General features: G+C 64.3%; 22 protein-coding genes. 13 read left to right on the plus strand and 9 right to left on the minus strand.

Features of this window, described 5'->3' with window-relative positions:
* Position 1: 1 nt before the first annotated feature.
* From AC4PRM_RS11560 to lpxB, 8 genes are read left to right on the plus strand one after another with little or no spacing between them, the layout of a single operon-like run.
* Positions 2–1,216: a M50 family metallopeptidase gene (locus tag AC4PRM_RS11560; RefSeq protein ID WP_373257405.1), complete on the plus strand. Its 1,215-nt coding sequence runs from the start codon at positions 2–4 to the stop codon at positions 1,214–1,216.
* A gap of 17 nt (positions 1,217–1,233) precedes the next feature.
* A complete protein-coding gene (gene bamA, locus AC4PRM_RS11565) occupies positions 1,234–3,666 on the plus strand; it encodes an outer membrane protein assembly factor BamA (protein WP_492040092.1) in 2,433 nt (810 codons plus the stop codon).
* A gap of 32 nt (positions 3,667–3,698) precedes the next feature.
* Complete coding sequence (locus AC4PRM_RS11570; RefSeq protein WP_373257407.1) at positions 3,699–4,274, plus strand: OmpH/Skp family outer membrane protein; 576 nt, start codon at positions 3,699–3,701, stop codon at positions 4,272–4,274.
* 11 nt (positions 4,275–4,285) lie between these two features.
* Entirely contained in the window at positions 4,286–5,293 is a 1,008-nt protein-coding gene (lpxD, locus tag AC4PRM_RS11575; protein ID WP_492039958.1) for a UDP-3-O-(3-hydroxymyristoyl)glucosamine N-acyltransferase, read from the plus strand.
* A 25-nt stretch (positions 5,294–5,318) separates the two neighbouring features.
* Entirely contained in the window at positions 5,319–5,792 is a 474-nt protein-coding gene (gene fabZ, locus AC4PRM_RS11580) for a 3-hydroxyacyl-ACP dehydratase FabZ (RefSeq protein ID WP_373257410.1), read from the plus strand.
* Positions 5,792–6,577 carry an acyl-ACP--UDP-N-acetylglucosamine O-acyltransferase gene (gene lpxA / locus AC4PRM_RS11585; protein WP_492039959.1) on the plus strand — a complete coding sequence of 262 codons (786 nt, stop codon included), beginning with the start codon at positions 5,792–5,794 and terminating at the stop codon, positions 6,575–6,577. Before fabZ ends, lpxA begins: the two co-directional genes overlap by 1 nt.
* Before the next feature lie 10 nt (positions 6,578–6,587).
* Entirely contained in the window at positions 6,588–7,433 is an 846-nt protein-coding gene (lpxI, locus tag AC4PRM_RS11590; protein ID WP_492039960.1) for a UDP-2,3-diacylglucosamine diphosphatase, read from the plus strand.
* Positions 7,430–8,599 carry a lipid-A-disaccharide synthase gene (gene lpxB / locus AC4PRM_RS11595; RefSeq protein WP_492039961.1) on the plus strand — a complete coding sequence of 390 codons (1,170 nt, stop codon included), beginning with the start codon at positions 7,430–7,432 and terminating at the stop codon, positions 8,597–8,599. Before lpxI ends, lpxB begins: the two co-directional genes overlap by 4 nt.
* 51 nt (positions 8,600–8,650) lie before the next feature.
* Here lpxB and AC4PRM_RS11600 read toward each other — a convergent pair whose 3' ends face one another.
* The 3 genes from AC4PRM_RS11600 to gltX all read right to left on the minus strand — a co-directional run bounded on the left by AC4PRM_RS11600 (position 8,651) and on the right by gltX (position 14,096).
* On the minus strand, positions 8,651–11,125 hold the full coding sequence (locus AC4PRM_RS11600; protein WP_492039962.1) for a DUF305 domain-containing protein: 2,475 nt from the start codon (positions 11,123–11,125) through the stop codon (positions 8,651–8,653).
* A gap of 189 nt (positions 11,126–11,314) precedes the next feature.
* Positions 11,315–12,607: a citrate synthase gene (gene gltA, locus AC4PRM_RS11605; protein ID WP_373257418.1), complete on the minus strand. Its 1,293-nt coding sequence runs from the start codon at positions 12,605–12,607 to the stop codon at positions 11,315–11,317.
* A 61-nt stretch (positions 12,608–12,668) separates the two neighbouring features.
* Positions 12,669–14,096, minus strand: a complete 1,428-nt coding sequence (gene gltX, locus AC4PRM_RS11610; RefSeq protein WP_492039963.1) for a glutamate--tRNA ligase — start codon at positions 14,094–14,096, stop codon at positions 12,669–12,671.
* Between gltX and AC4PRM_RS11615 the strand changes: the two genes are divergently transcribed.
* Positions 14,095–16,257 (plus strand): ComEC/Rec2 family competence protein, encoded by a 2,163-nt coding sequence (locus AC4PRM_RS11615; RefSeq protein ID WP_492040093.1) that lies wholly within the window; start codon positions 14,095–14,097, stop codon positions 16,255–16,257. The genes gltX and AC4PRM_RS11615 overlap by 2 nt on opposite strands.
* Here the strand turns inward: AC4PRM_RS11615 and lexA are convergent.
* The 4 genes from lexA to AC4PRM_RS11635 all read right to left on the minus strand — a co-directional run bounded on the left by lexA (position 16,254) and on the right by AC4PRM_RS11635 (position 19,465).
* Positions 16,254–16,943 (minus strand): transcriptional repressor LexA, encoded by a 690-nt coding sequence (gene lexA / locus AC4PRM_RS11620; protein ID WP_373257422.1) that lies wholly within the window; start codon positions 16,941–16,943, stop codon positions 16,254–16,256. The genes AC4PRM_RS11615 and lexA overlap by 4 nt on opposite strands.
* A 91-nt stretch (positions 16,944–17,034) precedes the next feature.
* Positions 17,035–17,841, minus strand: a complete 807-nt coding sequence (gene trpC / locus AC4PRM_RS11625) for an indole-3-glycerol phosphate synthase TrpC (protein ID WP_492039964.1) — start codon at positions 17,839–17,841, stop codon at positions 17,035–17,037.
* Positions 17,838–18,872: an anthranilate phosphoribosyltransferase gene (trpD, locus tag AC4PRM_RS11630; RefSeq protein ID WP_492039965.1), complete on the minus strand. Its 1,035-nt coding sequence runs from the start codon at positions 18,870–18,872 to the stop codon at positions 17,838–17,840. Before trpD ends, trpC begins: the two co-directional genes overlap by 4 nt.
* A 2-nt stretch (positions 18,873–18,874) precedes the next feature.
* Positions 18,875–19,465 carry an anthranilate synthase component II gene (locus AC4PRM_RS11635; RefSeq protein WP_373257426.1) on the minus strand — a complete coding sequence of 197 codons (591 nt, stop codon included), beginning with the start codon at positions 19,463–19,465 and terminating at the stop codon, positions 18,875–18,877.
* A 103-nt stretch (positions 19,466–19,568) separates the two neighbouring features.
* Between AC4PRM_RS11635 and AC4PRM_RS11640 the strand changes: the two genes are divergently transcribed.
* On the plus strand, positions 19,569–19,757 hold the full coding sequence (locus tag AC4PRM_RS11640) for a hypothetical protein (RefSeq protein ID WP_373257427.1): 189 nt from the start codon (positions 19,569–19,571) through the stop codon (positions 19,755–19,757).
* Here the strand turns inward: AC4PRM_RS11640 and trpE are convergent.
* The gene (gene trpE, locus AC4PRM_RS11645) at positions 19,754–21,268 is read right to left on the minus strand and encodes an anthranilate synthase component I (RefSeq protein WP_492039966.1); all 1,515 of its coding nucleotides are present in this window, start codon (positions 21,266–21,268) and stop codon (positions 19,754–19,756) included. The genes AC4PRM_RS11640 and trpE overlap by 4 nt on opposite strands.
* On the minus strand, positions 21,265–23,211 hold the full coding sequence (locus tag AC4PRM_RS11650; protein ID WP_492039967.1) for a peptidylprolyl isomerase: 1,947 nt from the start codon (positions 23,209–23,211) through the stop codon (positions 21,265–21,267). The genes trpE and AC4PRM_RS11650 overlap by 4 nt, the downstream gene beginning before the upstream one ends.
* 156 nt (positions 23,212–23,367) lie before the next feature.
* On the opposite strand from AC4PRM_RS11650, the gene tpiA reads away from it, so the two are divergent.
* From tpiA to pyrG, 3 genes are all read left to right on the plus strand, one after another.
* Positions 23,368–24,117 carry a triose-phosphate isomerase gene (gene tpiA / locus AC4PRM_RS11655; RefSeq protein ID WP_492039968.1) on the plus strand — a complete coding sequence of 250 codons (750 nt, stop codon included), beginning with the start codon at positions 23,368–23,370 and terminating at the stop codon, positions 24,115–24,117.
* An 88-nt stretch (positions 24,118–24,205) separates the two neighbouring features.
* Positions 24,206–24,637, plus strand: a complete 432-nt coding sequence (gene secG, locus AC4PRM_RS11660) for a preprotein translocase subunit SecG (protein ID WP_373257431.1) — start codon at positions 24,206–24,208, stop codon at positions 24,635–24,637.
* Between the two features lie 89 nt (positions 24,638–24,726).
* Positions 24,727–26,379 carry a CTP synthase gene (pyrG, locus tag AC4PRM_RS11665; RefSeq protein WP_492039969.1) on the plus strand — a complete coding sequence of 551 codons (1,653 nt, stop codon included), beginning with the start codon at positions 24,727–24,729 and terminating at the stop codon, positions 26,377–26,379.
* Positions 26,380–26,502 lie beyond the last annotated feature (123 nt).

The raw sequence follows: 26,502 nt of genomic DNA on the forward strand, positions 1-26,502 counted from the left end.
AATGATCGCCTTCATCGGCCAGATACTGATCTCGATCGCGGCCTTTTTGGTTGTGCTAACGACGATTGTCACGATCCATGAGCTGGGCCATTTCTGGGTCGCCCGGGCATGCGGCGTGAAAATCGACCGGTTTTCGATCGGCTTCGGCAAGGCGATCTTCAGCCGCACGGACAAACACGGCACCGAATGGCGCTTCGCCTGGCTGCCACTGGGGGGTTACGTCAAGTTTTCCGGGGATCTGGACGCCGCCAGCGTGCCCGATGCAGCTGGGTTGGCTGAACTGCGTCAGCGCCTGGTGACCGACCAAGGGGCCGGAGCCGAGCGCGACTATTTCCACTTCAAGCCAGTCTGGCAGCGCGCACTGATCACGGCTGCGGGGCCTGCGGCCAACTTCGTTCTGGCCATGGTGCTGCTGACCTTGTTGTTCAGCGTCGTAGGCGAGCAGATCGCCGCGCCTCGCGTCATGGCCGTTGCACCCAACAGCCCGGCCGCGAGTGCCGGATTCCAGCCTCGTGACCTGATTCTGACGGTCAACGGCCGTGCGGTTCAGGAGGGAGCCGAGGTCACCCAGGCGGTGGTGCTCAGCGCCAATGATCCTGTAACTTTCACTGTTGAGCGGGCTGGCCAGCTTGTGACCCTGGTCGCAACGCCCTTACGTCAAATGGAAGATAATGCCGTGGCTGGCCGCATCCGTGTGGCCCGAATTGGCTTGGCTCTTGGGGCGCTGCCGCAGGACGTCACTTCTCGCCGCCTCAATCCGATCCAGGCTGCTGAAAAGGGTGCCGACATTTTTGGCTCCACACTGAATGGCACCGTCACATATCTGGGCCGCATCTTTGCCGGCAAAGAATCAGGCGACCTGCTGAACGGTCCGGTTGGGATCGCCAAAGCCGCCGGTGGCATCACCCAGCAGGCGGCGTCGGTCTCGACTGATCTCGGTACCCAGGTTCAGGCGGTCGTCCTGACGCTGATTTATTTCGGCGCCATAGTTTCGATCGGAATGGGCTTTCTAAACCTCCTGCCGATTCCCGTCCTCGACGGGGGCCATCTGTTGTTCTACGGCTATGAAGCTGTGGCACGCAGGCCAGTCCCCGCGCGCGTTCAGGAGGTCGGCTACCGGGTCGGTCTTGCTTTGCTGGCGGGATTGATGTTGTTCGCCACCTGGAACGACCTGCAGAAGCTGAGCCTGTTCAAATTCCTCGGCGGGCTCGCATGAGCCGACGCCAGCCCCCGATGGTTTCCCGTATGATCCGACACGATGCGTCCACCCTCCGTTTCGCCCGCGGCCTGAGCCCCAGCCTGATGGCTATCGCCTTGGCGGCGGGGCTTGCCAGTCCCGCCTTTGCCCAGACCGCGCCAGCGACCGGCCCGATCACCGTCGAGAACGCCACTGCGGTTCAGGCTGCGCCACAGCCGCAAGAGGAGCGGCTGGTCATCAACCGCATCCTGGTGCGCGGGGCCCAGCGCATCGACCAGACAACCATCCTGTCCTACCTGCCGATCCAGCCGGGCGACACGGTCGATGCGGCGGTTCTGGACGTTGCGGTGCGTACCCTGACCCGCACGCAACTGTTTGCCGATGTCCAACTGGGCGTTCAGAACGGTGACCTGATTGTCGAGATCGTTGAGAACCCGATCATCAACCAGGTGACCTTCGAAGGTAATAGCGCGATTGCCACTACCAAGTTGACGGAAGAGGTCACTATTCGACCCCGCGGTATCTATACCCGGGCCCGCGTACAGGAAGACGTTGGAAAGATCGTCGAACTTTATCGTTTGTCGGGCCGTATCTCGGCAACCGTGACGCCCAAGCTGGTCCAGCTGGATCAGAACCGTGTAGATGTGGTTTTCGAGATCAATGAAGGTCCTGAAACAGGCGTTCGGTCTATAACCTTCTTGGGCAACAGCGCCTTTTCCGACAATGACCTTCGTGAGGTCATGGTGACCGAGCAGTCGGCCTGGTACAAGCTGTTCACGTCCAACGACAACTATGATCCAAATCGTTTGGACTACGACCGCGAACAATTGCGCAAGTTCTACACCAATCGTGGCTATTATGACTTCCGAGTTTTGTCGGCGATCAGCGAGCTCGCGCCTGACGACAGCGCGTTTGGCATAACCATCACTGTCAACGAAGGCGATCGGTACAATTTCGGCGAGATCGACATCGTCACTGAAAACGACCGCCTTCATCCTGATTTTCTGAAGCTGCTTTTGCCCATCGCTTCCGGTCAGTTGTATGAGAGCGACAAGATCGAGACGGCGGTGGACGCCCTGACATTTGCGGCGGGGTCGGCGGGCTACGCCTTCGTGGAAATCGAACCCACTTTCCGGGCCAATCCGGAAACCGATACCGTCGATGTCACCTTCAATGTGAAGGAGGGGCAGCGAGTTTACATCGACCGCATCAACATCGTTGGTAACACGCGCACCCTGGACAACGTCATCCGGCGCGAACTGACATTGAGCGAGGGTGACGCTTTCAATCGAACCCTGCTGGAGCGGTCTCGTAATAATCTGCGGGCTCTGGGCTTCTTCAAGGACGTCACGGTCGAGGAGGCGCGTGGTTCGGCACCTGACCGTTCGGTTGTCAACGTTACGGTCGAGGAACAGCCCACCGGCGAGCTCTCGGTTGGTGCCGGTTTCAGCTCGGTCGATAGTTTCGTGGTCAACCTGGGCATCACGGAGCGCAACTTTCGAGGTCGGGGTCAGAACGTCGTGGCCCGCGTCGAATGGGGGGCGTTGCGCCAACAAGTCGACTTCCGCTTTACGGAACCGAAATTCCTGGGGCGCGACTTGCGCGCCGGCTTTGATGCATTCCACTCACGGTACGACCTCAGTGAGTTCTCGTCTTACGACTACCGTTCGACAGGTGGTGGCCTGAGGCTATCCTATCCTCTCAATGGCTACACTTTGTTGAGTGGTCGTTATTTCCTGAAAAGCGACGAAGTTATTGTTCCTAATGGGTTTTGTGGAGTGAATGGCGCAGGTTCCAACGCGCTTTGCGACCAAATCGGGTCGTTCCTCAACTCATCGGCGGGCTACACGCTACTGGTCGACCGCAGGAATGACCCGATACGGCCGACCCGGGGCTGGACGGGAACCCTGCGCCAGGATCTTGCTGGTATTGGTGGGGACGTAAACTATCTCAAGACCGAAGCTGACGTGTCGGCCTATTGGGGCATCACGCCTTCCTGGATCGTGTCGACCACCGCTTCGGCAGGATATATTAGTGGATGGGGTGGCGATCCAATTCGGATCAATGATCGCTTCTTCAAGGGTGGCAACAGCTTCCGCGGATTTGAAACGGCCGGTCTTGGTCCGCGAGACCTGACAACTCAGGATGCTCTGGGTGGCAATTTTTATGCGATCGGTACAGTCCAGTTGACGGTGCCAAACTTCCTTCCGGAACAATACGGTATACGCACCGAACTGTTCGTGGATGTCGGAACGCTGGGCGCGCTCGATGACCGGTACACGGTAACTGATCAAGGGGTGACTGATCCGAATATCGTTGATGAGCTGAGATTGCGTGCATCTGCAGGTGTCAGCATCCACTGGAGATCGCCCATGGGGCCAATTCGTTTCGATCTTAGCCAGATCATTGGTTCCGAAGAATACGATCGCACCGAAACCTTCCGTTTCTCGACTTCCACACAGTTCTAGAATACGGCTCCCGCCGTTATTAAAGGTAGACCATGAAACTGATCGCTATTGGGGCATTTGCCCTTGCTTCGCTGGCCGCAGGTTCGGCCGCCGCCCAAACTGCCAATATCACGCATGGTGCCCCGATTGCCGGCATCTGCGTCTATGACAACGAAGAAGTTCTGGCGCGTTCCACCGCTGGCCAGTCCGTCCAGACAGGGATGCAACGTTTGCTGACCGAAGTGCAGGGCGAACTGGCCCCTTATGCTTCGGCGATTCAGACCGAGGTACAGTCGCTTCAGCAGGGCGGTGAAGCCGCAGATGCAGACGGTTCACGTCGTCGCGCCCTTCAAACGCGCGCCGAAGAGGCGCAACAACTGGAGCAGACCCGTCGCAATGAACTCCAGTATACGCAGGGCATGCAACTGCAAGCCATCGGAACTGCTGTCGAGCCAATCGTAATCGCGCTCTATCAGGAACGTGGCTGCAGTGTTCTGCTGAATCGTACTGCCGTGTATAGCGCTAATCCGGCAATGGATATTACGCCAACGGCCATCGAGCGCCTTAATGCAGCCCTTCCGTCGCTTTCCTTTAATCGCATGACGCCGCCGGCCCAACCGCAGCAATAGGCCGCTCTGCAATGCCTGATCCGCGCTTCTTTCAGAAAGCTGTCGATTGCCTCGGTGTCGACGAACTGGCGAAGCGGATCGGCGGTGAGGTTCTTCGCGGCGGAGATCGAAAGGTCTCCGCCGTAGCGCCTTTGGCCGGTGCCTCCTCGACTGATGTCGCCTTCCTGAGCGACAAGCGTTTCCTGCCTGCTCTCGCCGACAGCCAGGCCGCGTGCGTGATCCTGCCAGACTTTGCCATCGAGAAAGCTTCGGCCGACGCAGGGGTGATCGTTTCTCGCGAGCCTCAGGCGGCCTGGGCGCGGGCCGCTTCGTTGTTCCACCGGCCCTTGGTCCTGGATCTACAGTCGGATCTTGCCGATGTGGCAGAGGATGACACGGTGATGTTAGAGCCGGGAGTCGTCCTCGGCGCGGGTGTTCGTATCGGTCGGGGTACTCGCATCGGGGCGAATACAGTCATCGGCCCGGGTGTCCAGATCGGCCGGGATTGCCAGATCGGCTCCAATGTCAGCATCGGTTTCGCCTTGATTGGCGACCGGGTTCGTCTCTACGCCGGCGCGCGTATAGGCGAGGCCGGTTTTGGCGCTGCGGGTTCCAGTTCCGGGCCTATCGACATCCCCCAGCTGGGTCGGGTGATCATTCAGGATGGCGTCACCATCGGGGCCAACACCTGCATCGATCGGGGAGCCTACGACGACACCGTCATTGGCGAGAACTCCAAGATCGATAATCTCGTGATGATCGGCCATAATTGTGTGATCGGCCGCAATGTCCTGATGGCCGCCCTCACCGGAATCTCCGGCTCCGTCACCGTCGGTGACAATGTCATGTTCGGCGGCCAGGCGGGGGTCGGCGACCACATCACCATTGGGACCGGTGCCCGTGTCGCGGGCGGAGCCGGCGTTCTGGCCGACATACCGCCGGGCGAAACCTGGTCCGGATATCCGGCTAAACCCCTGCGACAATCCTTGCGCGAAGCGATCTGGCTCGCCAAACAGGTCTCGGGAAAGGCGCGTTCGTAGGCGCCGACGCTCAGAGAGCCCAGGAATGACCGACACGACCACCAGCATCAACATAGACTATGCCGAGGTGATGCGCCGCCTGCCGCACCGTTACCCCTTTCTGTTGGTCGACAAGGCCGAGAACTTCGTTCCCGCGACGTCGATTACGGGCATCAAGAACGTCACCCACAACGAGCCCTTTTTCCCCGGCCATTTCCCCATCGATCCCGTCATGCCCGGTGTTCTGATCGTTGAGGCGATGGCTCAGACCGGCGCGCTCCTGATGTCCAAGACGATGGATGTGGCCGTGGCGGACAAGGTCATCATGTTCATGTCGATCGACGGCGTTCGCTTCCGCAAACCCGCGCGTCCCGGTGACCAGTTGCGCATGGAGGTCAAGGTGACCCGTGCCCGCGGCGATGCCTACAAATTCCGGGGTGAAACCTTCATCGACGGCAAGCTGGCCGCCGAGGCTGAATTCATGGCCATGGTTGTTACCGTCGATCAGCCCGCCAGCTGATGGGCATTCATCCGACAGCCCAGGTCGATGCCAGTGCGCGACTGGCCGATGGTGTCGAGATCGGGGCATGGACGATCATCGGGCCGAACGTCGTCCTGACCGAAGGTGTCCGTATCGCCAGCCATGTGGTGATCCAGCAAGATACGACGGTAGGGGCTGGCACAACCATCCACCCGTTCTGTGTCATGGGCGGCGACCCACAGCATGGTGGCTACAAGGGCGAGCCCGTGGCACTGGAGATCGGCCAGAACAATACGATCCGCGAGCACGTAACCTTCAATCGGGGCACGCCGGGCGACCGCAAGCTGACGACCATAGGGTCCAACGGCCTGTTCATGACCGGCGCTCACGTCGGCCATGATTGCGTTGTCGGTGACAATGTCACTTTTGCCAACAACGCCACCCTTGGCGGCCACGCGCGGGTCGGCGACCGGGTCTTCCTGGGTGGCCTGGCGGCGGTGCATCAATTCGGGCGGATAGGGCAGGGCGCGATTGTGGGCGGCCTGTCGGCTGTTACGCGTGACGTGATCCCCTACGGCTCGGCCTGGGGCAATCACGTGCGGCTGCATGGGCTGAACCTGATCGGGCTGAAGCGCAAGGGCTATGGCAAGGATGCTGTGCGCCGCCTTCTGGCCGCCTATCGCGACATCTTCGAGGGCGAGGGGCTGTTTTCTGACAGGCTTGACGCAGCCGCCGCGACATACGCCGACCTGCCGGAAATTCAGGAGATCATCGCCTTCATCCGTGAAGACACCCGGCGCCCCGTCGCCTTGCCGGAACGATGAGGAGGCGATCGTGAGGGGCAAGCTGGGCCTGATCGCGGGGGGAGGGGCTCTTCCAGTATCTGTGGCTGCGCGCTGCGAGGCCGAGGGCCGACCGGTGTTCGTGGTGCGTCTGGCTGGGTTCGCCGATCCGCACCTGGCGCGATACCCGGGCATCGAGGCGGGCATGGCCGAGATCGGTCGGACGCTCTCGGCGTTGAAGAAGGCGGGGTGCGACGCGGTCTGTTTTGCCGGCACCGTCAACCGTCCGGACTTCAAGACGTTGAAGCCTGACTTAAAGGGCGCGACTCTGCTGCCCGGAATCGTGGCGGCCGCGACGAAGGGCGACGACGCCCTGCTGCGCAAGATTCTGTCGATCTTCGAGGGGGAAGGCTATGCGATCGAAGGGGCCGACGACATCCTGGGCGGCGAGACGCTGACCGCAGGCGCACTGGGGGCTGTCCACCCGACGCCGGAGCAGCTGTCGGATCTGCGAAAGGCCCTGCATGTTGCGGAGAAGGCAGGCGAACTGGATATCGGGCAGGGGGCCGTCGTCTGCGACGGCTTGGTCCTGGCCGTCGAGGCTCAGGAGGGCACCGATTCCATGCTGGCCCGTGTCGCAGGCCTGCCCTCCGATCTGCGCGGGTCTGCATCTTCTCGCAAGGGCGTGCTGGGCAAGGCCCCGAAACCCATCCAGGATTTGCGGGTGGACATGCCGGTCATCGGCACGCGAACCCTGGAGATGGCTGCTGCAGCCGGCCTGGCAGGTGTGGGAGGCATTGGAGGAAAGCTGATCCTGATCGATCGCCCCGCCATCGTCGCTACGGCCGATCGCCTCGGCCTCTTCGTCTGGGGCGAACCGGGCGACGACCGCCTGTGACCCAGCCACTCAAGATCATGCTCGTCGCCGCTGAGGCGTCCGGCGATGCACTCGGTGCGGGCCTTGCCACGGCCCTGAAGGCCAGGCGACCGGATGCGCGCTTCGTAGGGGTCGGCGGGCCCCGTATGGCCGAGCAGGGGATCGACAGTCCCTTCGACATAGCCTCCCTGTCGATCCTCGGCTGGATCGAGGGGCTCAAGGCCTACGGTCTGGTCAAGCAGCGGGTGGCCGAAACCGCGGCTCTTGCCGTGGCGGAGCGGCCCGATGCTGTGGTCCTGATCGACAGCTGGGGTTTCACCATTCGCGTCGCCAAGGCGTTGCGCGCGCAACTGCCTGGCGTGCCTGTGATCAAATATGTCGGCCCCCAGGTCTGGGCCTCGCGTCCAGGCAGAGCCAAGACGCTGGCCAGCACCGTCGATCATCTGCTGGCGCTCTATGCTTTCGACGCACCCTGGTTCGAGCGCGAAGGCTTGCCGACCACGGTTGTCGGGTCTCAAGCCCTGCACGTGGATATGTCGACGGCAGACCCGGTCAAGTTCCGTCGGTCGCGAAGCATAGCGCCGGATGAAAACCTGCTGCTGGTCCTGCCCGGTAGCCGCCCGTCTGAAATCCGTCTGATGACGCCTGTCTATGAAGCAGCTGTTGCGAGCTTGAAGGCTTCCGATCCCTCGCTGGAAGTCGCTGTTGTCGCTGCGGGCACCGTCGCGCAGGACGTCACGGCCCGCGTAGCCTCGTGGCCGTTCCGCGCTCACATGGTATCGGAGGCCGAGAAATACGACGCCATGCGCGCCGCGACCGTGGCCCTGGCGACCAGTGGTACAGTCTCGACTGAATTGGCCCTGGCGGGTGCGCCGATGGTCATCAGCTACAGGTTTCAGCCGCTCAGCTACGCGCTGATGAAGCCGTTCTTCACCGGAAAATATGCGACCCTGTTCAATCACGCCGCCGATGCCGAGATCGCGCGCGAGCTGATTCAGAACGACGCGACGCCAGACAAGGTCGCGGCCGAGGTCACACGGCTTCTGGCCGATCCTGCGGCGCGGTCCGATCAGGTGCGCCGACAGACCGCCGCGCTCGACCTGATGGGGCGCGAGGCCGCTGACCCGTCTGCGCTGGCGGCCGAGGCGGTGTTGAAGGTCATCTCCACGAAAAACGCCGGGGCCTGAACCCCGGCGTTCTTGTTACTGCGTCGTCGTCTTTGCGTCAGAGATGCGCCGTCAGCCGATACGACTCGCAATGCCTTCCAGTGTTTCCTTCAGGCCCGTCATCCGCTTGGCAGTTTGGTCGGTGCCCGTGACGCGAAGATCGCGGGCCATGGCCGTCAGCGAACGCGCAACTGCAGCGTCCCGGCTGCCGCCGTCCACAAGCGGTGTTGCCTGATCGAGCGCAGCGGTCATCTGGGCCATCGTCTCTGCCGGCATGGCATTGTCGCGGGCCAGTTGGTCCAGATAGGCCTTGGCTACGACGGGGTGGGCCGGCCACTTCACCGGGAATTGCTGCTGTGGGTTCACTGTGCCGCCTTCGTCGGCCATCTGGGCCGCCGCGATCTCGTTGGCGGTCAGATGCTCGCTGGGCGTCAGGGTCAGGACGTCCAGCCCGCGCGCGATCTCGGTGCCGTAGATGCGGCCGTTGTACCAATAGACGGACCAGTAGCCGCCCTGGCTCTGACGCTCGGCGTTGATCGGGCCGCGGTCGAAATAGGCGATCTCGCGCACGTTCGACGAGTCGGTGAAGTCGCTGATCGACAGTCCGCCCTGGTACCAAGCCTGGACGAAGATATCGCGGCCGGGGACCGGGATCAGCGAGCCGTTGTGCGCGACGCAGTTCTCTTGATCCGTCTGGGCGGCAGGCAGCTTGTAGTAACTGCGGAACACCAGCTTGTTGTCGACGATGTCATAAATGGCATTGGCACCCCAGGTCTTGGGGTCCTGGACCCGGCAACGCGGACGACCGCCGCCTCCCCATTCGTCAGTGAAGACGACCTTGGTGCCGTCATTGTTGAAGGTGGCCGAGTGCCAGTAGGCAAACCCGCTGTCGACGACCGCATCCAGCCGCTTGGGTGCACGCGGGTCTGAGATGTCGAACAGGATGCCGTTACCCGAGCAGGCACCGCCCGCAATGTTGCGCGACGGGAACAGGGTGATGTCGTGGCATTGATCGGTGCGGTTCGTGGTCTGGGTGCCGTCGCCATGATCGCCGCCGCGCCACAGGCCTGCGATCTCGCCCGTCGTGGTATCCGCGAACACGCGAGGGCTGTCGATGATGCGGGCCTGGGACGGATCGGCCAGCGGGATTTCGATCACGTCGATGCTGAACAGGGCCGAGCGAGCATCGCCGGGCTGGCCAACGGTGCAGCCGGCCAGTTCTTCTTCGGAACGCACATTGGCCGTGCCGGAATTGTAGACGATCAGACGATTTTCATCGGCGGCCACGACCGAATGCGTGTGAGAGCCACGGCAGGTCTGGACCTGGCCGACCTGCACCGGACGGGTGCGGTCGGAGATGTCGAAGATGCGCACGCCACGGAACCGATCGGGCGTGGGCTCGGAGCCCACCCCTTCGCGACCGCAGTCCACCCGGCCGCTGTTGGACTCGACCGACATCAGCATGAGATTGCCGACGATCGAGACGTCGCCCTGGCCGCCGGGGCAAACGATCGAGCTGATCAACTCCGGCTCGGCGGCCTCGGTGATCCGGTACAGGTTGATGCCGTGATAGTTTCCGGCGGCCAGCAGGTCGCCCTGAAAGGCCATGTCCGTGTTGGCAAAGCTGAGGAAGGGCGCGCGACGGCTGACCTGGTCTGCGGTGCCGCGACGGGCGTCGCCATCGGCGTTGGCTGCGGGGAGTTGAGGCGGATTGCCCTCGGGGTTCGACGGGTCGAAGAAACCAGTCGGCTTGGGCAGGGTGGCGACCAACTCCATGTTGCTGGCGGCCTGACCGGCATCGCGGAAACCAGCACTGAGGGTGGTTCGGGGGTCGGGCGAAGCCTGGCGCAACAGAGCTGTCATGCGGTTGATTTCGGCTTGCTGCTCGTTCGTCACATCATTGGCGAAGCGCGACAGGATCGGATCATAGGCCGAGCCGGGGCGCGCCAGAAGGTCGGCGACCATCTTAACCGCGCCTTCGTGGTGAGCGATCATCCGCTGCAGAAACAGGGCGTCGAAGGCTTCACCGTTCGCAGCGGCCATGGCAGCCATCTGTTCCGTTGTGGCCATGCCAGGCATGCCGGCGTGCGCCATGCTTCCGTGCGCCGAGTGATCCATTCCCGCATGTGCGGAGTGATCCATCCCGGTCATTGAGTGGCCTTGGGCCGGATCGGGTGCGGTCTCGCCGCGTTCGCGCAGCCAGCCCTGCATGAACTCGATCTCGTCGGCTTGAGAGGCGTCGATGCGGCCCGCGATGTCCTTGACCGCCTGGGTATTGGTCCGGCTGTCCACCAGGGCCGCCATTTCCACAGCCTGAGCGTGGTGCAGGATCATGTCCTGCATGAACTTCACATCATCCGCCGAATAGCGGTTGTCGGCGATGCGCGAGGCCTCGCGCCCTTCCAGTGCTCGTGATGCCTGGCCCGGAGCCCCCGGTTGAACGATCGGGGCCTGCTGCGCCATTGCGCCGGTGGCCAGGATCAGAACGCCGGCGGCGGCGGAGCACCCCAGCAGCCTACGAACAGACAGATTGGCTTTGCGCGACATGATCACTCCCCAGATGATGTTTCATCCGGGGTAGCATGTGAATTACCGTAACTGGAACCCTCGGTTTCCAGATGGAGATCACAAACGAAAACGCCGGAGCTTTCACCCCGGCGTTATGTTGTGCAGATATCTCGCACCTATCGCATTTATCCAGCTCGAATATCCAACTGTATCAAGGCGCTTTCAACCCTAGCCCCGCTGCTGGATCGGGACATAATCGCGTTCGGTGGGGCCGGTATAGAGCTGGCGCGGACGACCAATCTTCTGCGACGGATCGCCGATCATTTCCTGCCACTGGGCGATCCAGCCCACAGTACGGGCCAAGGCGAACAGGACGGTGAACATAGAGGTCGGGAAGCCCATGGCCGACAGGGTGATGCCGGAATAGAAGTCGACGTTCGGGAACAGCTTGCGCTCGATGAAATATTCGTCGTTCAGCGCAATCCGCTCCAGCTCCTTGGCGACCTGGAACAGCGGATCGTTGGGATCGCCGACGGCGGCCAACACTTCGTCGGCGCTTTCTTTCATCACCGTCGCGCGCGGGTCGTAGTTCTTGTAGACCCGGTGGCCGAAGCCCATCAGCTTGTATTTCTTGGCTTTCACGCCCTCGATGAACTCCGGAATCTTGTCCGGGGTGCCGATCTCCTTCAGCATGTTCAACGCTTCTTCGTTGGCACCGCCATGCGAGGGACCCCACAGGCAGGCGATGCCCGCAGCGATACAGGCGAACGGATTTGCACCCGACGATCCGGCCAGCCGCACGGTCGAGGTCGAGGCATTTTGCTCGTGGTCGGCATGCAGGGTGAAGATGCGGTCCATGGCCTTGGCCAGCACCGGATTGACCTCATAGTCCTCGGCGGGAACGGCGAAACACATGCGCAGGAAGTTCTCGGCATAGGTCAGGTCGTTGCGCGGCGACACGAACGGCTGGCCGATGTGATATTTGTACGCCCGCGCCGCGATCGTCGGCATCTTGGCGATCAGCCGGATCGCCGAAATCTCACGCTGACGGGCATCATGAATGTCCAGGCTGTCGTGATAGAAGGCCGACAGCGCCCCGACTGTCCCGACCATGATCGACATCGGGTGGGCGTCGCGACGGAACCCTTCGAAAAAGCGGTCGAATTGGGAATGCAGCATCGTATGCATCGTGATGCTGTTTTCGAACTTCTCGTACTCGGCGGCGGTGGGCAGTTCGCCGTGCAGCAGCAGGTGACACACCTCGACGAAGTTGGACTTCGACGCCAGTTGGCCGATCGGATAACCGCGGTGCAGCAGGATGCCGGCGTCACCATCGATGAAGGTGATAGCGCTTTCGCAGGCCGCAGTGGATGTGAAACCGGGGTCGAAGGTGAAGGCGTCGGTCGCGCCATACAGTTTGCGAATGTCGATGACATCCGGGCCGGTCGAGCCGGTCAGGACCGGCAGGTCTACGGACTTGTCGCCATAGGTCAGCGTGGCGGATTTGGCAGTGTCGGTCATCTAGGCCCCTTGCACCCTTGCGATTGGCGCGGGGAGGCGCCGTCGCGTTTCAGTCTGAAAGTTAGATAGTCTGTTGCAACGCATCATCCAAGCGCCCGAGGCTTTCTTCTCGCCCCAAAGCGGCCAAGGTCTTGGCTATATCGGGCGAAACGCCGTCGCCGGTCAGGGCGGCGCGCACCGCTGGTCCGATCTTGCCAAAGCCCACGGCTTCTTCCTCGGCAAAGGCTTTCAGCTCGGCTTCGAGGGCGAAGACGTCCCAACTCGCGAATAGCTTCAACCGATCCCGCAGGCGGGCGATACGCTGACCCGACTCGCCGGTCAGCAGCGGCAGGGCCTTTTCGAAAATCGCCAGCGGTCGCTGACGCAGCACGAAGTTCGACTGGTCCGCCAGTTCCAGTGTGGTCTTCGCCCTATCCTTCAGGAAGGGCATGGCCCGCAGTAGCCGGTCTTCGTCATCCGGTGCCAACGTGTGGCCACGGGCCAGATGCGCATCCAGCGTCATCTTGGCCAGGCGGTCGTCGTCGGCCAGGCGGATCCAATGCGCATTTACGTGGGCCAGTTTGTCGAAGTCCAGCCGCGCCGGGGCCTTGCCCACGCCGTCCAGATCGAACCATTCCCGCGCCTGTTCGTCGTTAAACAGCTCGTCATCGCCGTGCGCCCAGCCTAGCCGGGCCAGGTAGTTGCGCATGGCCTCGGGCAGATAGCCCATCTCGGCATATTCATGCACCGCCTGGGCCCCGTGTCGCTTGGACAGCTTGGCTCCGTCGGGGCCGTGTATCAGGGGGATGTGAGCAAAGGTCGGGCGGGCCCAGCCCAGGGCGTCGTAAATCAGGCTCTGGCGCGCGGCGTTGTTCAGGTGATCGTCGCCGCGAATGACGTGGGTTACGCCCATGTCGTGATCGTCCACGACCACAGCCAGATTATAGGTCGGTGCGCCGTCCGACCGCAGGATCACCAGGTCGTCGAGCGAGGCCGAGTCCCATCGCACAGCACCTTGCACGGCATCCTCGACCAGCACGGCAGCGCCGGCGGGACGTCGGAACCGCACGGTGTGCGGCTGCATAAGGTCGTCGACGCTGGGCGTACGGTCGCGCCATGGCGATTCGAAGATGCGGCCCTGGGCCTTCGCTTCGTCGCGCAGGGCACCGGTTTCCTCGGCGGTCAGGAAGTCGCGGTAGGCGTGACCCGTTTCCAGCAGGATGTTGGCGACCTCGCGGTGGCGATCGGCGCGGCTGAACTGGAAGACGGGCTCTTCGTCCGCGAACAGCTCCAGCCAGCTCAGGCCGTCGAAGATGGCCTTGACCGCATCGTCGGTCGACCGCTCGCGATCGGTATCCTCGACGCGGACCAGAAACTTCCCGCCCTGGCCTTTCGCGTAAAGGTAGTTGAAAAGCGCCGTCCTTGCCCCTCCTATGTGCAGATATCCGGTCGGTGAGGGGGCGAAGCGGGTGACGACTTCGGACGTGGCGGGGACGGGCGTGGAGGTCATGGGGGGCGTTATAGCGCCCGCCGCGACAAAGCCCACGGCTGCGTCGCGGATTCTTGCCTTCCTGTCGGCCCAGGTTGCGGCCCAGACCCTGCGCTGGCGCATGTGGGCCCCGGTGGCATTCGGCGGCGGGTGCGCCGTCTATTTCGGCCTGAAGGTCGAGCCGCCGCTGTGGCCGCTTCTTCTGATCGCGGCGGTAGCGGCGGGAGTCTGGCTGATCTCGCGATGGCGAGGCGCGGCGAGGCTGTGGACCCTGCCTCTGATGCTGTTGGCCTGTTTCGCCCTGGGCCTGGCTGTTTCGAAACTGCGGACCGATGCCGTGGCGGCCCCCATCGCGCCTGCGATGGCCGAGCCGACTGTGGTCGAGGGCTGGGTCGTCGACGTCGACAGCCCAGGGTCGGCCGGACCGCGTGTGGTCATCGCCCCGGTGCGCGTGCGGGGTCTAGCGCCTGAGGACACGCCGGAGCGGCTGCGGGCGACAGTGCGTGGGTCGATCCCGGAGCCGGGCACGGCCATCCGCCTGTTCGCCATCATCAATCCGCCTCCGGCTCCGGCCAGTCCGGGAGCGTACGATTTCGGACGAAACGCCTACTTCCAGAGCCTCGGAGGCGTGGCGTTCGGCCTGGGCGAGCCGAGGGCGATCGATCTGGCCCCGCCGCCCTGGAGCCTGCGCGCAGCAATGGCGGTGAATGCCATGCGGTTCGATCTGGCGCGGCGGATCGTGGAGCGGCTGGGGCCGCGTACCGGCGGCGTGGCGGCCGCGATGACCACGGGGCAGGAGGCCTGGCTGGATCCCGCCGAGGTCGAGATCATGAGGGATTCGGGACTTGCGCACATCCTGTCGATCTCGGGCCTGCACATGGCGGTGGTCGGCGGGTTCGCCTTCTTTCTGGTGCGGTTTCTGGTGGCCTGCTGGCCGTGGCTGGCTCTGAGGGTCTCCGGCAAGAAGGTGGCGGCCTGGGGCGGGCTGATCGCGGTGGGGACCTATCTGGTCGTGTCGGGTCATCCGCCACCGGCGGAGCGGGCCGCGATCACGGCCTCCATCGCCTTCATCGCCATTCTGCTGGATCGACAGGCGATCACCATGCATGCGCTGGCGGTGGCGGCCTTCGTCGTCCTGCTGCTGCAGCCCGAGGCCATCGTCACGCCGGGGTTCCAGATGTCGTTCGCCGCAACGGCCGCTCTGGTCGCTCTGGTGGAGGTCTGGCCACGACGGCCACATGAAATCTCGGTGCCCTGGCCCATCCGGATCGTTCAGCAGACCGGCGTCTGGGTGGCGGCGGCGGTCATGGCCAGTCTGGTAGCCGGGGCGGCGACCGGCCCATTCGCCATGCAGCATTTCAACCGCACAGCTATGTACGGGCTGGTGGCCAATCTGGCGACGGCCCCGCTGTCGGATTTCCTGATCATGCCGGCGCTGGCGCTGGGGGCCTTGCTGGAGCCGGTGGGGCTGGGCGCGCCCTTCCTGTGGCTGGCGGGGCAGGGGATTGGACTGATGCTTGCGATCGGGGCGTGGACGGCGGGTCTGCCCGGCGCAGTGAAGACCGTGGCCAGCGCGCCGGACTATGTCCTGCCCATCGCCTTCCTCGGTGTACTGTTCTGCTGTCTCTGGCGCGGGCCGTTGCGATGGTTGGGCCTGCCGCTGGCCATGGCCGTCATGATCTGGCCAAGAGCGCCCACGCCAGACCTCTGGATCGGAGACGGCGGCACACAGGCGGCCTTCGTGCGAGAGGATCAGGCCGTTGTCACTCGCCCCGGTATCCGCCAGTTCGCGGTGGATGTCTGGAGCCGCAGGCGCGGGCTCGAGCCGGTCGAGCGACAGGGCGAGGGCTGGACCTGCACGCGGTTTTCCTGTGCCCCCGACACGGCCAAAGCCGGTCCGGTCGCCGTCTGGTGGGGCAAGAAGGCTCCGTCGGACGGGCAGTTGTCCAGCCTTTGCGCTGCGGCTGAGGTCGTGTCGGTGCGTTCCTCAGTTCCGACGTTGCCAGCCGAATGCTCTGACACACTTATCCTGGACGGCACCGATTATGCGCGGGGGGGAGCGGTGGAGTTGTGGCGTGACGCGGCGTCAGCCAGTGGCTGGCGAGGGGTCTGGACGTCAGACGTCAGGGGCGACCGCCCGTGGAGCCGGTTCGGCGATGCGGATGCCGCCGACGGGGCCTAGTGATACTGGCGCAGCAGGCCAACCAGCTTGCCCTGCACCTCGACCTGATCGGGGCCGAAGATGCGGGTTTCATAGTTGCGGTTGGCCGGTTCCAGCGCGATGGATCCGCCCTTCTTGCGAAGGCGTTTCAGCGTGGCTTCCTCGCCCTCGACCAAGGCGACGACGATCTCGCCGGAGTTGGCGCTGTCGGACTTCTTGATGATGACCATATCGCCGTTCAGAATGCCGGCCTCGATCATGGAATCGCCCTCGATCTCCAGAATGTAGTGCTCGCCGGCCCCCAGCATGGATTCCGGCACCGGATAGCGGGCGGTTTCGTGCTCGATGGCGGCAATGGGCGTGCCGGCGGCAATCTTGCCCATCAGGGACAGTTCGCGCGTGTCGTTGGCGGGCTCGGCGGCCGAGGTGCGACCACCCTCGATCACGCCCGGACGGAAGGGCGCGCGGACGGCACGACCGCCGGTCGCGGCCTGATCCGGCAGTTTGGTCACTTCCAGAGCCCGCGCCCGGTGCGCCAGGCGGCGGATGAAGCCCCGCTCTTCCAGCGCCGTGATCAGGCGATGGATGCCCGACTTGGACGCCAGATCCAGCGCCTCCTTCATTTCGTCGAAGGAGGGCGAGACGCCCGTTTCCTGAATCCGCTCATGAATGAACATCAGAAGTTCGTGCTGTTTGCGCGTGAGCATGGCGTCGAATCGTCCAGAACAAGGCGTGAACCGTTGGCGATGTTCTGTAAGTGTTCTTGCCTAATGTCAACTTAACGGCAGAAGGCGAGTTTCAGGCCGCCATTAAAGCCCGCGTCGCCGCCTCGACGTCCGGCTGACGCATCAGGCTTTCGCCCACCAGGGCGGCCTGCGCATGCGCCTCCGAAACAGTGGCCATGTCGTCGGCGGTGAAGATGCCGCTTTCGGCGACCAGCAGGGCGCGGACGGGGCTGAGCATGGCCAGGCGGGCGGTCGTCTCCAGATCGACCTCGAAGGTGCGCAGCGACCGGTTATTGATGCCGACCAGGGCGTCGCCCCGATCTGCAACAAGCATGCAGGCGCGGGCCATTTCGGCCTCGTCATGGGTCTCGATCAGGGCGTCCATGCCGAACCGCTCGGCCTCGGCTAGCAGGTCTGCTGCGAGGGCATCGTCGATCATGGCCAGGATGATCAGGATACAGTCAGCCCCCAGCGCCCGGCTCTCGGCCACCTGCCACGGATCGACGAGGAAATCCTTGCGCAAGCAGGGCAGGGCGGTGGCGTCGCGCGCCTGGCCCAGGAAGGCGTCGTCACCCTGAAAGCTGGGCCCATCGGTCAGGACCGACAGGCAGTTGGCACCGCCACGTTCATAGGCACGCGCCAGGGCGGGCGGGTCGAAGTCGGCGCGAATCAGTCCCTTGGACGGGCTGGCCTTCTTGATCTCGGCGATCAGGGCGGGCCGGCCGGTGTCCTCGACATGCCGTTCCAGCGCGGCACGAAAGCCGCGCGAGGCCGAGGCGGCCGCAGCAAGGGCTTCGATGGCGGACTGGGAGGTGAGGGCCTTGCGGGTGGAAACCTCTTCGCGCTTGTAGGCGGCGATCTGGCTGAGAATGTCCGTCATGCCGGGTCGTCCTCGATCGGGGTATTGGTGGCGGCCACCAGGGCCGCGAGGGCCTGTGCCGCATGGCCGTCGTCGATGACGCGGGCGGCCTGATCGACGCCCTGGGCCAGATTGTCGGCCCGCTCGCCCACCACCAGAGCGGCGGCCGCGTTGAGCAGGACGATATCGCGGTAGGGTCCGCGCTCACCCGCCAGCAGGGCGGTCAGGGCGGCGGCGTTGACCTCTGCATCGCCGCCGCGAATGTCGTTGATGGACGCCAGCGGCAGGCCTGCGTCCTGGGGGGTGACGGTGAAGCGGCGCACGGTGCCGTCCTTCCATTCCGCCACCTCGGTAGGGCCCGTGGTGGTCAGTTCGTCGAGGCCCTGCCCGTGGACGGTCCAGGCGCGGGTGGCCCCCAGACGGCCCAGTACCTCAGCCAGCGGCTCCAGCAGGCGTGGGTCGTAGACGCCCATGACCTGGCGTTTGGCGCCCGCCGGATTGGACAGCGGTCCCAACAGGTTGAAAACGGTGCGGAACCCGATCTCGGCCCGCACGGGCCCGACATGTCGCATGGCCCCGTGATAGGTCGGGGCGAACAGGAAGGCGATGCCAGCCGTCTCCAGCGCCCGCAGTTGCTGGGCGGGTGTCGCGGCCAGGTTAACGCCCAGCACAGACAGCACATCCGACGATCCGGATTTGGAACTGAGCGCCCGGTTCCCGTGCTTGGCGACCTTCAGGCCTGCACCCGCCAGCACCAAAGCGGCGGCGGTCGAGATGTTGAAGGTGTGCTGGCCGTCGCCACCCGTGCCGCAGGTGTCGATGACGTCGTAGGGATGATCCAGCGTCAGGGCTGCGTCGCGCATGGCGGTGGCGAAAGCGGCTATCTCATCCACCGTCTCGCCCCGAATACGCAGGGCGGTGACGGCCGCGGCGACCTGGGCCGGGGTCGGCTCGCCCCGCAGGCAGGCCGCGAAGAAGGCATGCGCCTCCTCACTGGACAGCACACGGCCGTCGACCAGCTTTGCTAGCAAGCCCTTCACATTGTCGGCCATGCTCAGACCATCGCCCGGCGCTTGACGTTGGCCAGGTCCAGGAAATTGGCCAGCAGGTCGTGGCCATGCTCGGTAGCGATCGATTCGGGATGGAACTGAACGCCGTGGATCGGGCGCGTCCTGTGGGCCAGGCCCATGATCTCGCCGTCTGCGGTCCAGGCGGTGACCTCCAGCACATCGGGCAAGGTCTCGCGTTTCACCGCCAGCGAGTGGTAGCGGGTCGCGGTGAATGGCGAGGGCAGGCCCGCGAACACGCTCTTGCCCTCATGCAGCATGGGCGAGGTCTTGCCGTGCATCAGGGCCTTGGCGCGGATCACGTCGCCGCCGAACGCCTGGCCCATCGCCTGGTGGCCCAGGCAGACGCCAAAGATCGGCATGTCCAGCGGCGCGGTGTCCAGTAGAGCCAGGCAGATGCCGGCTTCGTTAGGCGTGCAGGGACCAGGCGACAGCAGGACGGCCTCCGGCTTCAAGGCCCAGGCCTCGGCTGCCGTCAGGTCGTCGTTGCGCACGACGCGCGTCTCCGCGCCCAACTCCGCGAGGTAGTGGACGAGGTTGTAGGTAAAGCTGTCGTAGTTATCGACGACCAGGATCATGCGGGCGGTTCTAGGGGCTGAGGGCGCTGAGGCCAAGGTGCCGCGACAGTAAGGGCGCATTAACCGGTTCTGTCCGATTTCGGGACACTCGATGGAGGAGCCCGTGACGCCGACAGACTTCGACAAGGTGCGATTGCTGCTGACGATCCAGCCTGTCTCGACGGGCAGCGCCTACGCCACCCTGGCCGCCGCCGCCTTGGCTGCGGTGTCGGCGGTGGCCATGGCCGGGGTGATGGTGCTGGGCGCCGGTGTCAGCTTTCCTGCCCCCGACGAGATCAGCCAGACCCGCTAGCGATTGCCGAACGGGTAGCGCCACGCGTCCTCGGCGGCCCGCATCGGGGCGTTGGCCTTGGCGCGGGTCTCGGCATATTCGGCGGCCGGATCGCTGTCGGCCACGACGCCCGCGCCTGCCTGCACGAATATCTGGCCATCGGTGAACAGGGCGGTGCGCAGGACGATGCAGATGTCCGCCTCGCCCCCCGCCGAGATGTAGCCCACGCCTCCGCCATAGCCGACGCCGCGCTTGGTCGTTTCCAACTCGTCGATGATTTCCATGGCCCGCACCTTTGGCGCACCCGACAGGGTGCCTGCGGGCAGGGCGGCCAGCAGGGTGTCGACGGCGTCCAGCGAGGGGTCGGCCGCGCCCTGAACTTCCGAGACGATGTGCATGACCGAGCTGTAGCGTTCGATGCGGAAGCTCTCGATGACCTCGACCGTGCCGGGGGCCGAAACGCGGCCCACGTCATTGCGACCCAGATCCAGCAGCATCAGATGTTCGGCGCGCTCCTTGGGATCAGCCAGCAGTTCGGCTTCCAGCGCGCGGTCGATCACTGGAGTTTCGCCGCGCGGGCGGGTACCGGCCAGTGGGCGGATGGTGACGCGACCATCCTTCAGCCGGACAAGGATTTCCGGGCTGGACCCGGCCAGCTGGAAGTCACCGAAGTTCAGATAGAACAGATAGGGCGACGGGTTCCGACGACGCAGTGACCGATAGAAGGCAAACGGATCGCCGTCCCACGGGGCCGAGAAACGGTGGCTTAGCACGACCTGAAAGATGTCGCCTGCCGCGATGTAGTTCTTGGCCCTGGCGACCAGGTCGCTGAAGCCCGCGCCATCGACCGGCGATGCAAACGACGCGATCTCGGCGGGCACGGCAGCGGGAATGGCGGGCAAGGGGGTGCGCAGGTCGCGCTCGAAGGCGTCGAGTCGAGCTGTCGCCTGTTGCCACGCCGCTTCGGCATCCTCGCCGCCATCGGGATAGGCGGCGGCGACCAGGACGATCTCGTGGCTGACGGAATCGAACACTGCGACCAGTGTCGGGCGTGTCAGAACCGCATCGGGCAGGTTCAGCGGGTCGGGATTGGCCTCGCCCAAGGGCTCCAGCAGCCGTACCATGTCATAGCCGAAGACACCGAACAGTCCGGCGGCCATGGGGGGGAGGCCGTCGGGCAGGGTGAATCGTGATGCGCCCATCAGTGTGCGTAGGGATGTCAGGGCGTCCTGCGGTTCTTGAACAAAGGACGCCGTGTCGATCGCAGCGCCTCGCGCCACTTCGGCCTGACCATCCCGACAGCGCCAGACGACGTCAGGCTCACGGGTGATGATCGAATAGCGGCCGTTGACGGCACCGCCCTCGACCGATTCCAGAAGAAAGGCGTGGGTTCGCCCATGCCCGACCTTCAGAAAGGCCGAGACCGGCGTCTCCAGATCGTCGACCAGCCGACGCGTGACGACTTGCGGGCGTCTATCGGCCCAGCCTGCCGCGAAATCGTCGAACCGGATCTCCGCGAAGCCTGTCGTCATTGCGCCGGGGCGGGGGAGGGGGCCGTCGCTGCGCCCGGGGTCGCGCCTGCCGGAGTGGCGGGAGCGGTTTCCGGCAGCCCCAGGGCGACGCGGGCCGCAGGCTCATCGAATCCGACTTCGGTACGGGTTGCGGCCGCTTTCAGGAGAGTCTGGAGGACACCGTTCATGTTCTCCTGGCCCAGTTGCGGACCAATCTGCTGTGCCAGCGGTGCGGCCACGGTCGCGGACGGGGCATTGATTGCGTCGGTTCGGCCAATAACGAAGCTGTCGTTGGTCTGCTGGCCTGTGAACACCTCGCCCTTGGCGGTTGTGAAGGCACCGCGGAAGACGCCGGGGCCTACCTCTTCCTGGGATTCGCGCGACAGGCCGGTTCGCGTCTGGACCTGCGCCCCGACCGAAGCGGCGACGGCGGCGATGTCCTCGCCTCCGCGAACCCGGGCAGCGAGGGCGTTGGAGCGGTCAGTCAGCAGGCGGGCGTTCTCACGCAGCACCCATTGCTGGGCGAGGGGCTCGCGGATTTCAGCCAGAGGCGGCAAGGCCGCAGGCACGACCTCGTCGAGGCGGACGACGAAATACTGGCTGTTGCCGGCGTCGATGACCTCGCTGGCTGCGCCTTTGGACAGGGACCACATGGATTCGAGGATCCGTGGCGGGCCATTGAACTGGGAGCCGTTCTGGAAGCGACCGTCTTGGCTCACCAGTTGAACCGGCAGGGCGCGAGCCCCGACCTGAGTTACAGCATCATCGACTGACGTGCCCTCGCCTCGAGCCGCCTCATAGGCCTGGACGCGGCGAAAGATGCCGGCGCGTACGGCCTCAGCCTGAAGCTCCTCGACGATCTGGGGACGGACGTCGGCCAGGGTGACCGGGCGGCCCTCGGTTATGGCTGTGACTTTGGCAACCACAAAGCCGACACGAGCCTGGACGGGGTCGGACACCTGATCGACGGCCAGGCCAAAGACAGCGGCGGCAACGGCCGGGTCGCCCACAGCGCTGCGCGGCGTTTCGGCATAGTCGGCAGGCTGAAGATTGTTGGCCTGGGCGACGGCTTGCGGCGTCTGTCCGGACTTGAGTGCTGCAGAGATGCGCTGCGCTGTCTCGCGGTTCGGAGCGGTCAATGTGGTGAACGTCCGGCGCTCGGGCTGAGCCAGGCTCTCCTGCCGCAGGCGGTAGCGTTCGGCGATGCGTTCCTCGGTCACCCCGGCAGAGGCATCGGCGGCATTGTCGAACAGGATAACGGTGCCGCTGCGGAACTCCGGATTACGAATCTGGGCGGCATTCTCAGCCATGAATGCGGTCAGTTGGGCGTCGGTCGGCGTCCCGGCTGTCCCGGCCATGGCCTGGGTGACGGTGAACCAGCGCGCGTCACGAGTGGCCAGCGATTGATTGGCCAGGACGGCGGCATACACGCGCGGCAGGCGGGCCCCGGCCCCCATGGCGGCACCGATATGACGCTGGGTGTAAACGTCGCGCTGTTCCTGCTCGAACATGGCCGGGGTCAGATTATTCTGCTGCAGCATGGTGACATACTGCTCCTGACTAAACCTGCCGGTCAGCGTGTCGAAGAAGGCGCTTTCCTGGCGGATGCGGCTCAGAACCAGTTCGGCGCTGGGGCGGACGCCAGCCTTGGCGGCCCATGCGAGAAAGCCCATCGTTTCGGCTTTCTGCGACAGATATTGCGTCAGGCCACCGCCAGCGGTCAGTTCCTCGAAGGTCACCGCGCGACCCGCCTGTTCGCCCTGTTGACGAAGGATGGCGTCCATTTCGGCCCGGAACTGGGGCGCGTCGATGCTGCGGTCGCCAGCGCTGACGATGTGTTTGGGGCCCAGGCTGCCCAGGACATCCATCTGGGTGCCGCCAGTCACGACCAGGGCCAGGCCCATCAGAACCAGCAGACCAACGGCCCATTTGGATTTGGCGAAGTTGCGGAACAGGGTCAGCATGAATCGGTCCTAAAGGATCGGCGTCAAATGTATTGCCGGGGCTATAGGGCCTTGCGCCCCCCATCGGCAAGACGACGCCACGGGATGATGGCGCAAGTCGGATCGCAGGGCAGGGCATCTTGCATTCGACGGCGGGCCCGACCTAGACATTCCCGTATGAAACAATCCGTGAAGTTGATCGCCGGAAATTGGAAGATGAACGGCCTGGCCGCAGATCTGGCCGAGGTCGATGTCTTGGTCTCCGAACTGACAAATGACCCTGCTGCCTGCCGCGTGGCCCTGTGCCCGCCAGCGACCTTGGTGCATCGCATGGTCGAGCGTGTGAGAGACAGTGTCGTCGAAATCGGAGGGCAGGATTGCAGTCCGGAGCCCAGGGGGGCCTTCACCGGCGATGTGTCTGCGGCGATGCTGGCCAATGCCGGTGCGAGCCTGGTCATCGTCGGCCACTCCGAACGTCGTCAGGGGCATGGCGAGACAGACGCCGTCGTCGCCGCCAAGGCTCAGGCGGCTTTCGACGCAGGCCTGGCTCCCATCGTCTGTGTGGGTGAAACGCTCACGCAGCGCGAGGCGGGGCAGGCGGTAGAGGTGGTGCGCCGTCAGGTCATGCAATCCCTGCCAGCCGCTTTGACCGGACAATCGTTCGCGGTCGCCTATGAGCCGGTCTGGGCCATCGGCACGGGCCTGACGCCGACGCTTCGGCAGATCGAAGAGGTTCACCGCGCTGTGCGCAGCGCCATGATCGAGCGGCTGGGTCTTGGCGTGGCGGCTGTGCCGATCCTGTATGGCGGATCGGTCAAGCCGGACAATGCGGCCGACATCCTGGCCGTTCCGGAAGTGGGCGGAGCCCTGGTCGGTGGAGCCTCTCTCAAGGCCGCCGATTTCCTGGGCATTATCCGGGCCGCCTGATCGCTCAAGCCTGTTTGCTCCCACGCATCAACAATGATAGACGCCGCCGCTTGATCGGCGCGGCCTCGCGCCACACATATCGGCTGCCATGCTCCAGACCATTCTCCTCGTCGCCATGATTCTCGTCTCGATCGCGCTTGCAGGCGTGATCCTGATCCAGCGCTCCGAAGGGGGCGCGCTCGGTATGGGCGGCGGCCCATCTGGCATGATGACGGCGCGCGGTGCGGGCAATCTGCTGACTGTCACGACCTGGTGGCTCGCGGGCATTTTCTTCGTCCTGGCCGTGGCCCTGACCATTCTTGGCAATGTCGAGCGGGCCAGCCAGTCGATCGTTGATCCCAATGCCATCGGGGAACTGGCCACGCCGCCGTCGGGCCAAACTGCTCCTGCGGGAACGCCGGCCGCGCCGACACCAGCAGCACCGGCCGCGCCGTCATTGCAGGACCTGGAGAATAGCCTGTCGCAGCCCTCCGCCCCGGCGACGACCCCGGCTCCGGCCCAGCCCGCACCGGCACAATAAGGATGGGCGGGGAGTTTATCCCCGCCTTCCGCTCCCGTCCCAATAGTCTGTCCAGCAATGCCGTCGAATCAGCGGTAAGGTGATTTCCCATGGCCCGTTACGTGTTCATCACCGGCGGCGTGGTTTCCTCATTGGGAAAAGGCCTCGCCTCAGCCGCTCTCGGCGCGCTCCTGCAAGCGCGTGGTTACAAGGTCCGTCTGCGAAAGCTCGACCCCTATCTGAACGTCGATCCGGGCACGATGAGCCCCTATCAGCATGGCGAGGTCTTCGTCACGGATGACGGGGCCGAAACCGATCTGGACCTGGGTCACTATGAGCGGTTCACGGGCGTATCGGCGGCCAAGTCCGACAACATCACCACGGGCCGTATCTATTCGACAATTCTGGAGAAGGAGCGGCGCGGCGATTATCTGGGCGCGACCGTCCAGGTCATTCCGCACGTTACCGACCAGATCAAACAGTTCTGTCTGACTCCGGCCCTGACTGACGACGGCGATGACGTCGACTTCGTCCTGGTCGAGATCGGCGGCACGGTCGGCGACATCGAAGGCCTGCCTTTCTTCGAGGCGATCCGCCAGCTAGGCCAGGACCTGCCGCGCGGTCAGTCCTGCTTCGTCCACCTGACCCTGCTGCCATTCATCAAGACGGCCGGGGAGATGAAGACCAAGCCGACGCAGCATTCGGTCAAGGAGCTGCGTTCGATCGGCATCCAGCCGGACATCCTGCTGTGCCGCTGCGAGTTTCCGATTCCCGAGGACGAGAAGCGCAAGATCGGCCTGTTCTGCAACGTGCGGCCCAGCGGCGTCATACAGGCGATGGATTCCAACGATATCTACGCCGTGCCGCTGGACTATCACCGCGAGGGCCTGGACGCCGAGGTGCTGGCGCATTTTGGCATGGCCGACGCGCCCGCGCCGGACCTGTCGCGCTGGGAAACCATCGCCCAACGCCGCCTGCACCCTGACGGCGAGGTCACAGTGGCCGTGGTGGGCAAATACACGGTTCTTAAGGACGCCTACAAATCTCTGATCGAGGCCCTGCATCACGGCGGCGTCGCCAACAACGTCAAGGTCAACATCGACTGGGTCGAGGCCGACACCTTTGAGGGCGATCCGGAGGCTTGCGAGCAGCGGCTGCAGGGGGCTCATGCGGTGCTTGTCCCCGGCGGCTTTGGCGAGCGCGGGTCAGAGGGCAAGATCGAGGCCGCGCGCTTCGCCCGGGAACGCAACATCCCCTATTTCGGCATCTGTTTCGGCATGCAGATGGCAGTCATCGAGGCGGCGCGGAACCTCGCCGGATATCCCAAGGCGTCTTCGACCGAGTTCGGCCCGACGTCGGAGCCTGTCGTGGGTCTGATGACCGAATGGACGCAGGGCAACCAGCGCGTGCTGCGCCAGCAAGGCGGCGACCTGGGCGGCACCATGCGGCTGGGGGCTTATGATTCGACGCTGAAGCCTGGCTCCAAGATCGCCCGGATGTACGGTTCGACGACCATCAGCGAGCGGCACCGTCACCGCTATGAGGTCAATATCAACTACCGCGAGGCCATCGAGGCCAAGGCCGGGCTGATCTTCGCCGGCCTGTCGCCCGACGGGGTGTTGCCCGAAACGGTCGAGCGTGAGGACCACCCGTGGTTCGTCGGGGTGCAGTATCACCCCGAGCTGAAGAGCCGCCCGTTTGCGCCGCACCCCCTGTTTGCCGGCTTCATTGAGGCGGCAGTGGTGCAGAGCCGACTGGTCTGACCATTCGCTCCTTGGGCGGAACGACCGTCACTGAGTCGTCGGCATAGCTTCACCTTTCATGCGTCAGACCGTCGTTTGTCGTGCATGAACGCTGGTTACGTCCGGACCCTGCATTTCAGCGGG

The sequence above is a fragment of the Brevundimonas sp. DW-iso22 genome, from assembly GCF_058725425.1.

Bases quoted from the DNA above. Each gene is read 5' to 3' on its own strand.
- AC4PRM_RS11570 (WP_373257407.1), top strand. From the start codon at position 3,699: ATGAAACTGATCGCTATTGGGGCATTTGCCCTTGCTTCGCTGGCCGCA.
- lpxA (WP_492039959.1), top strand. From the start codon at position 5,792: ATGGGCATTCATCCGACAGCCCAGGTCGATGCCAGTGCGCGACTGGCC.
- fabZ (WP_373257410.1), top strand. From the start codon at position 5,319: ATGACCGACACGACCACCAGCATCAACATAGACTATGCCGAGGTGATG.
- trpD (WP_492039965.1), bottom strand. From the start codon at position 18,872: ATGGCCGACAATGTGAAGGGCTTGCTAGCAAAGCTGGTCGACGGCCGT.
- gltX (WP_492039963.1), bottom strand. From the start codon at position 14,096: ATGACCTCCACGCCCGTCCCCGCCACGTCCGAAGTCGTCACCCGCTTC.
- trpE (WP_492039966.1), bottom strand. From the start codon at position 21,268: ATGACGACAGGCTTCGCGGAGATCCGGTTCGACGATTTCGCGGCAGGC.
- lexA (WP_373257422.1), bottom strand. From the start codon at position 16,943: ATGCTCACGCGCAAACAGCACGAACTTCTGATGTTCATTCATGAGCGG.
- AC4PRM_RS11560 (WP_373257405.1), top strand. From the start codon at position 2: ATGATCGCCTTCATCGGCCAGATACTGATCTCGATCGCGGCCTTTTTG.
- trpC (WP_492039964.1), bottom strand. From the start codon at position 17,841: ATGACGGACATTCTCAGCCAGATCGCCGCCTACAAGCGCGAAGAGGTT.
- tpiA (WP_492039968.1), top strand. From the start codon at position 23,368: ATGAAACAATCCGTGAAGTTGATCGCCGGAAATTGGAAGATGAACGGC.
- lpxD (WP_492039958.1), top strand. From the start codon at position 4,286: ATGCCTGATCCGCGCTTCTTTCAGAAAGCTGTCGATTGCCTCGGTGTC.
- AC4PRM_RS11650 (WP_492039967.1), bottom strand. From the start codon at position 23,211: ATGCTGACCCTGTTCCGCAACTTCGCCAAATCCAAATGGGCCGTTGGT.
- AC4PRM_RS11615 (WP_492040093.1), top strand. From the start codon at position 14,095: ATGGGGGGCGTTATAGCGCCCGCCGCGACAAAGCCCACGGCTGCGTCG.
- secG (WP_373257431.1), top strand. From the start codon at position 24,206: ATGCTCCAGACCATTCTCCTCGTCGCCATGATTCTCGTCTCGATCGCG.
- AC4PRM_RS11600 (WP_492039962.1), bottom strand. From the start codon at position 11,125: ATGTCGCGCAAAGCCAATCTGTCTGTTCGTAGGCTGCTGGGGTGCTCC.
- bamA (WP_492040092.1), top strand. From the start codon at position 1,234: ATGGTTTCCCGTATGATCCGACACGATGCGTCCACCCTCCGTTTCGCC.
- pyrG (WP_492039969.1), top strand. From the start codon at position 24,727: ATGGCCCGTTACGTGTTCATCACCGGCGGCGTGGTTTCCTCATTGGGA.
- gltA (WP_373257418.1), bottom strand. From the start codon at position 12,607: ATGACCGACACTGCCAAATCCGCCACGCTGACCTATGGCGACAAGTCC.
- AC4PRM_RS11635 (WP_373257426.1), bottom strand. From the start codon at position 19,465: ATGATCCTGGTCGTCGATAACTACGACAGCTTTACCTACAACCTCGTC.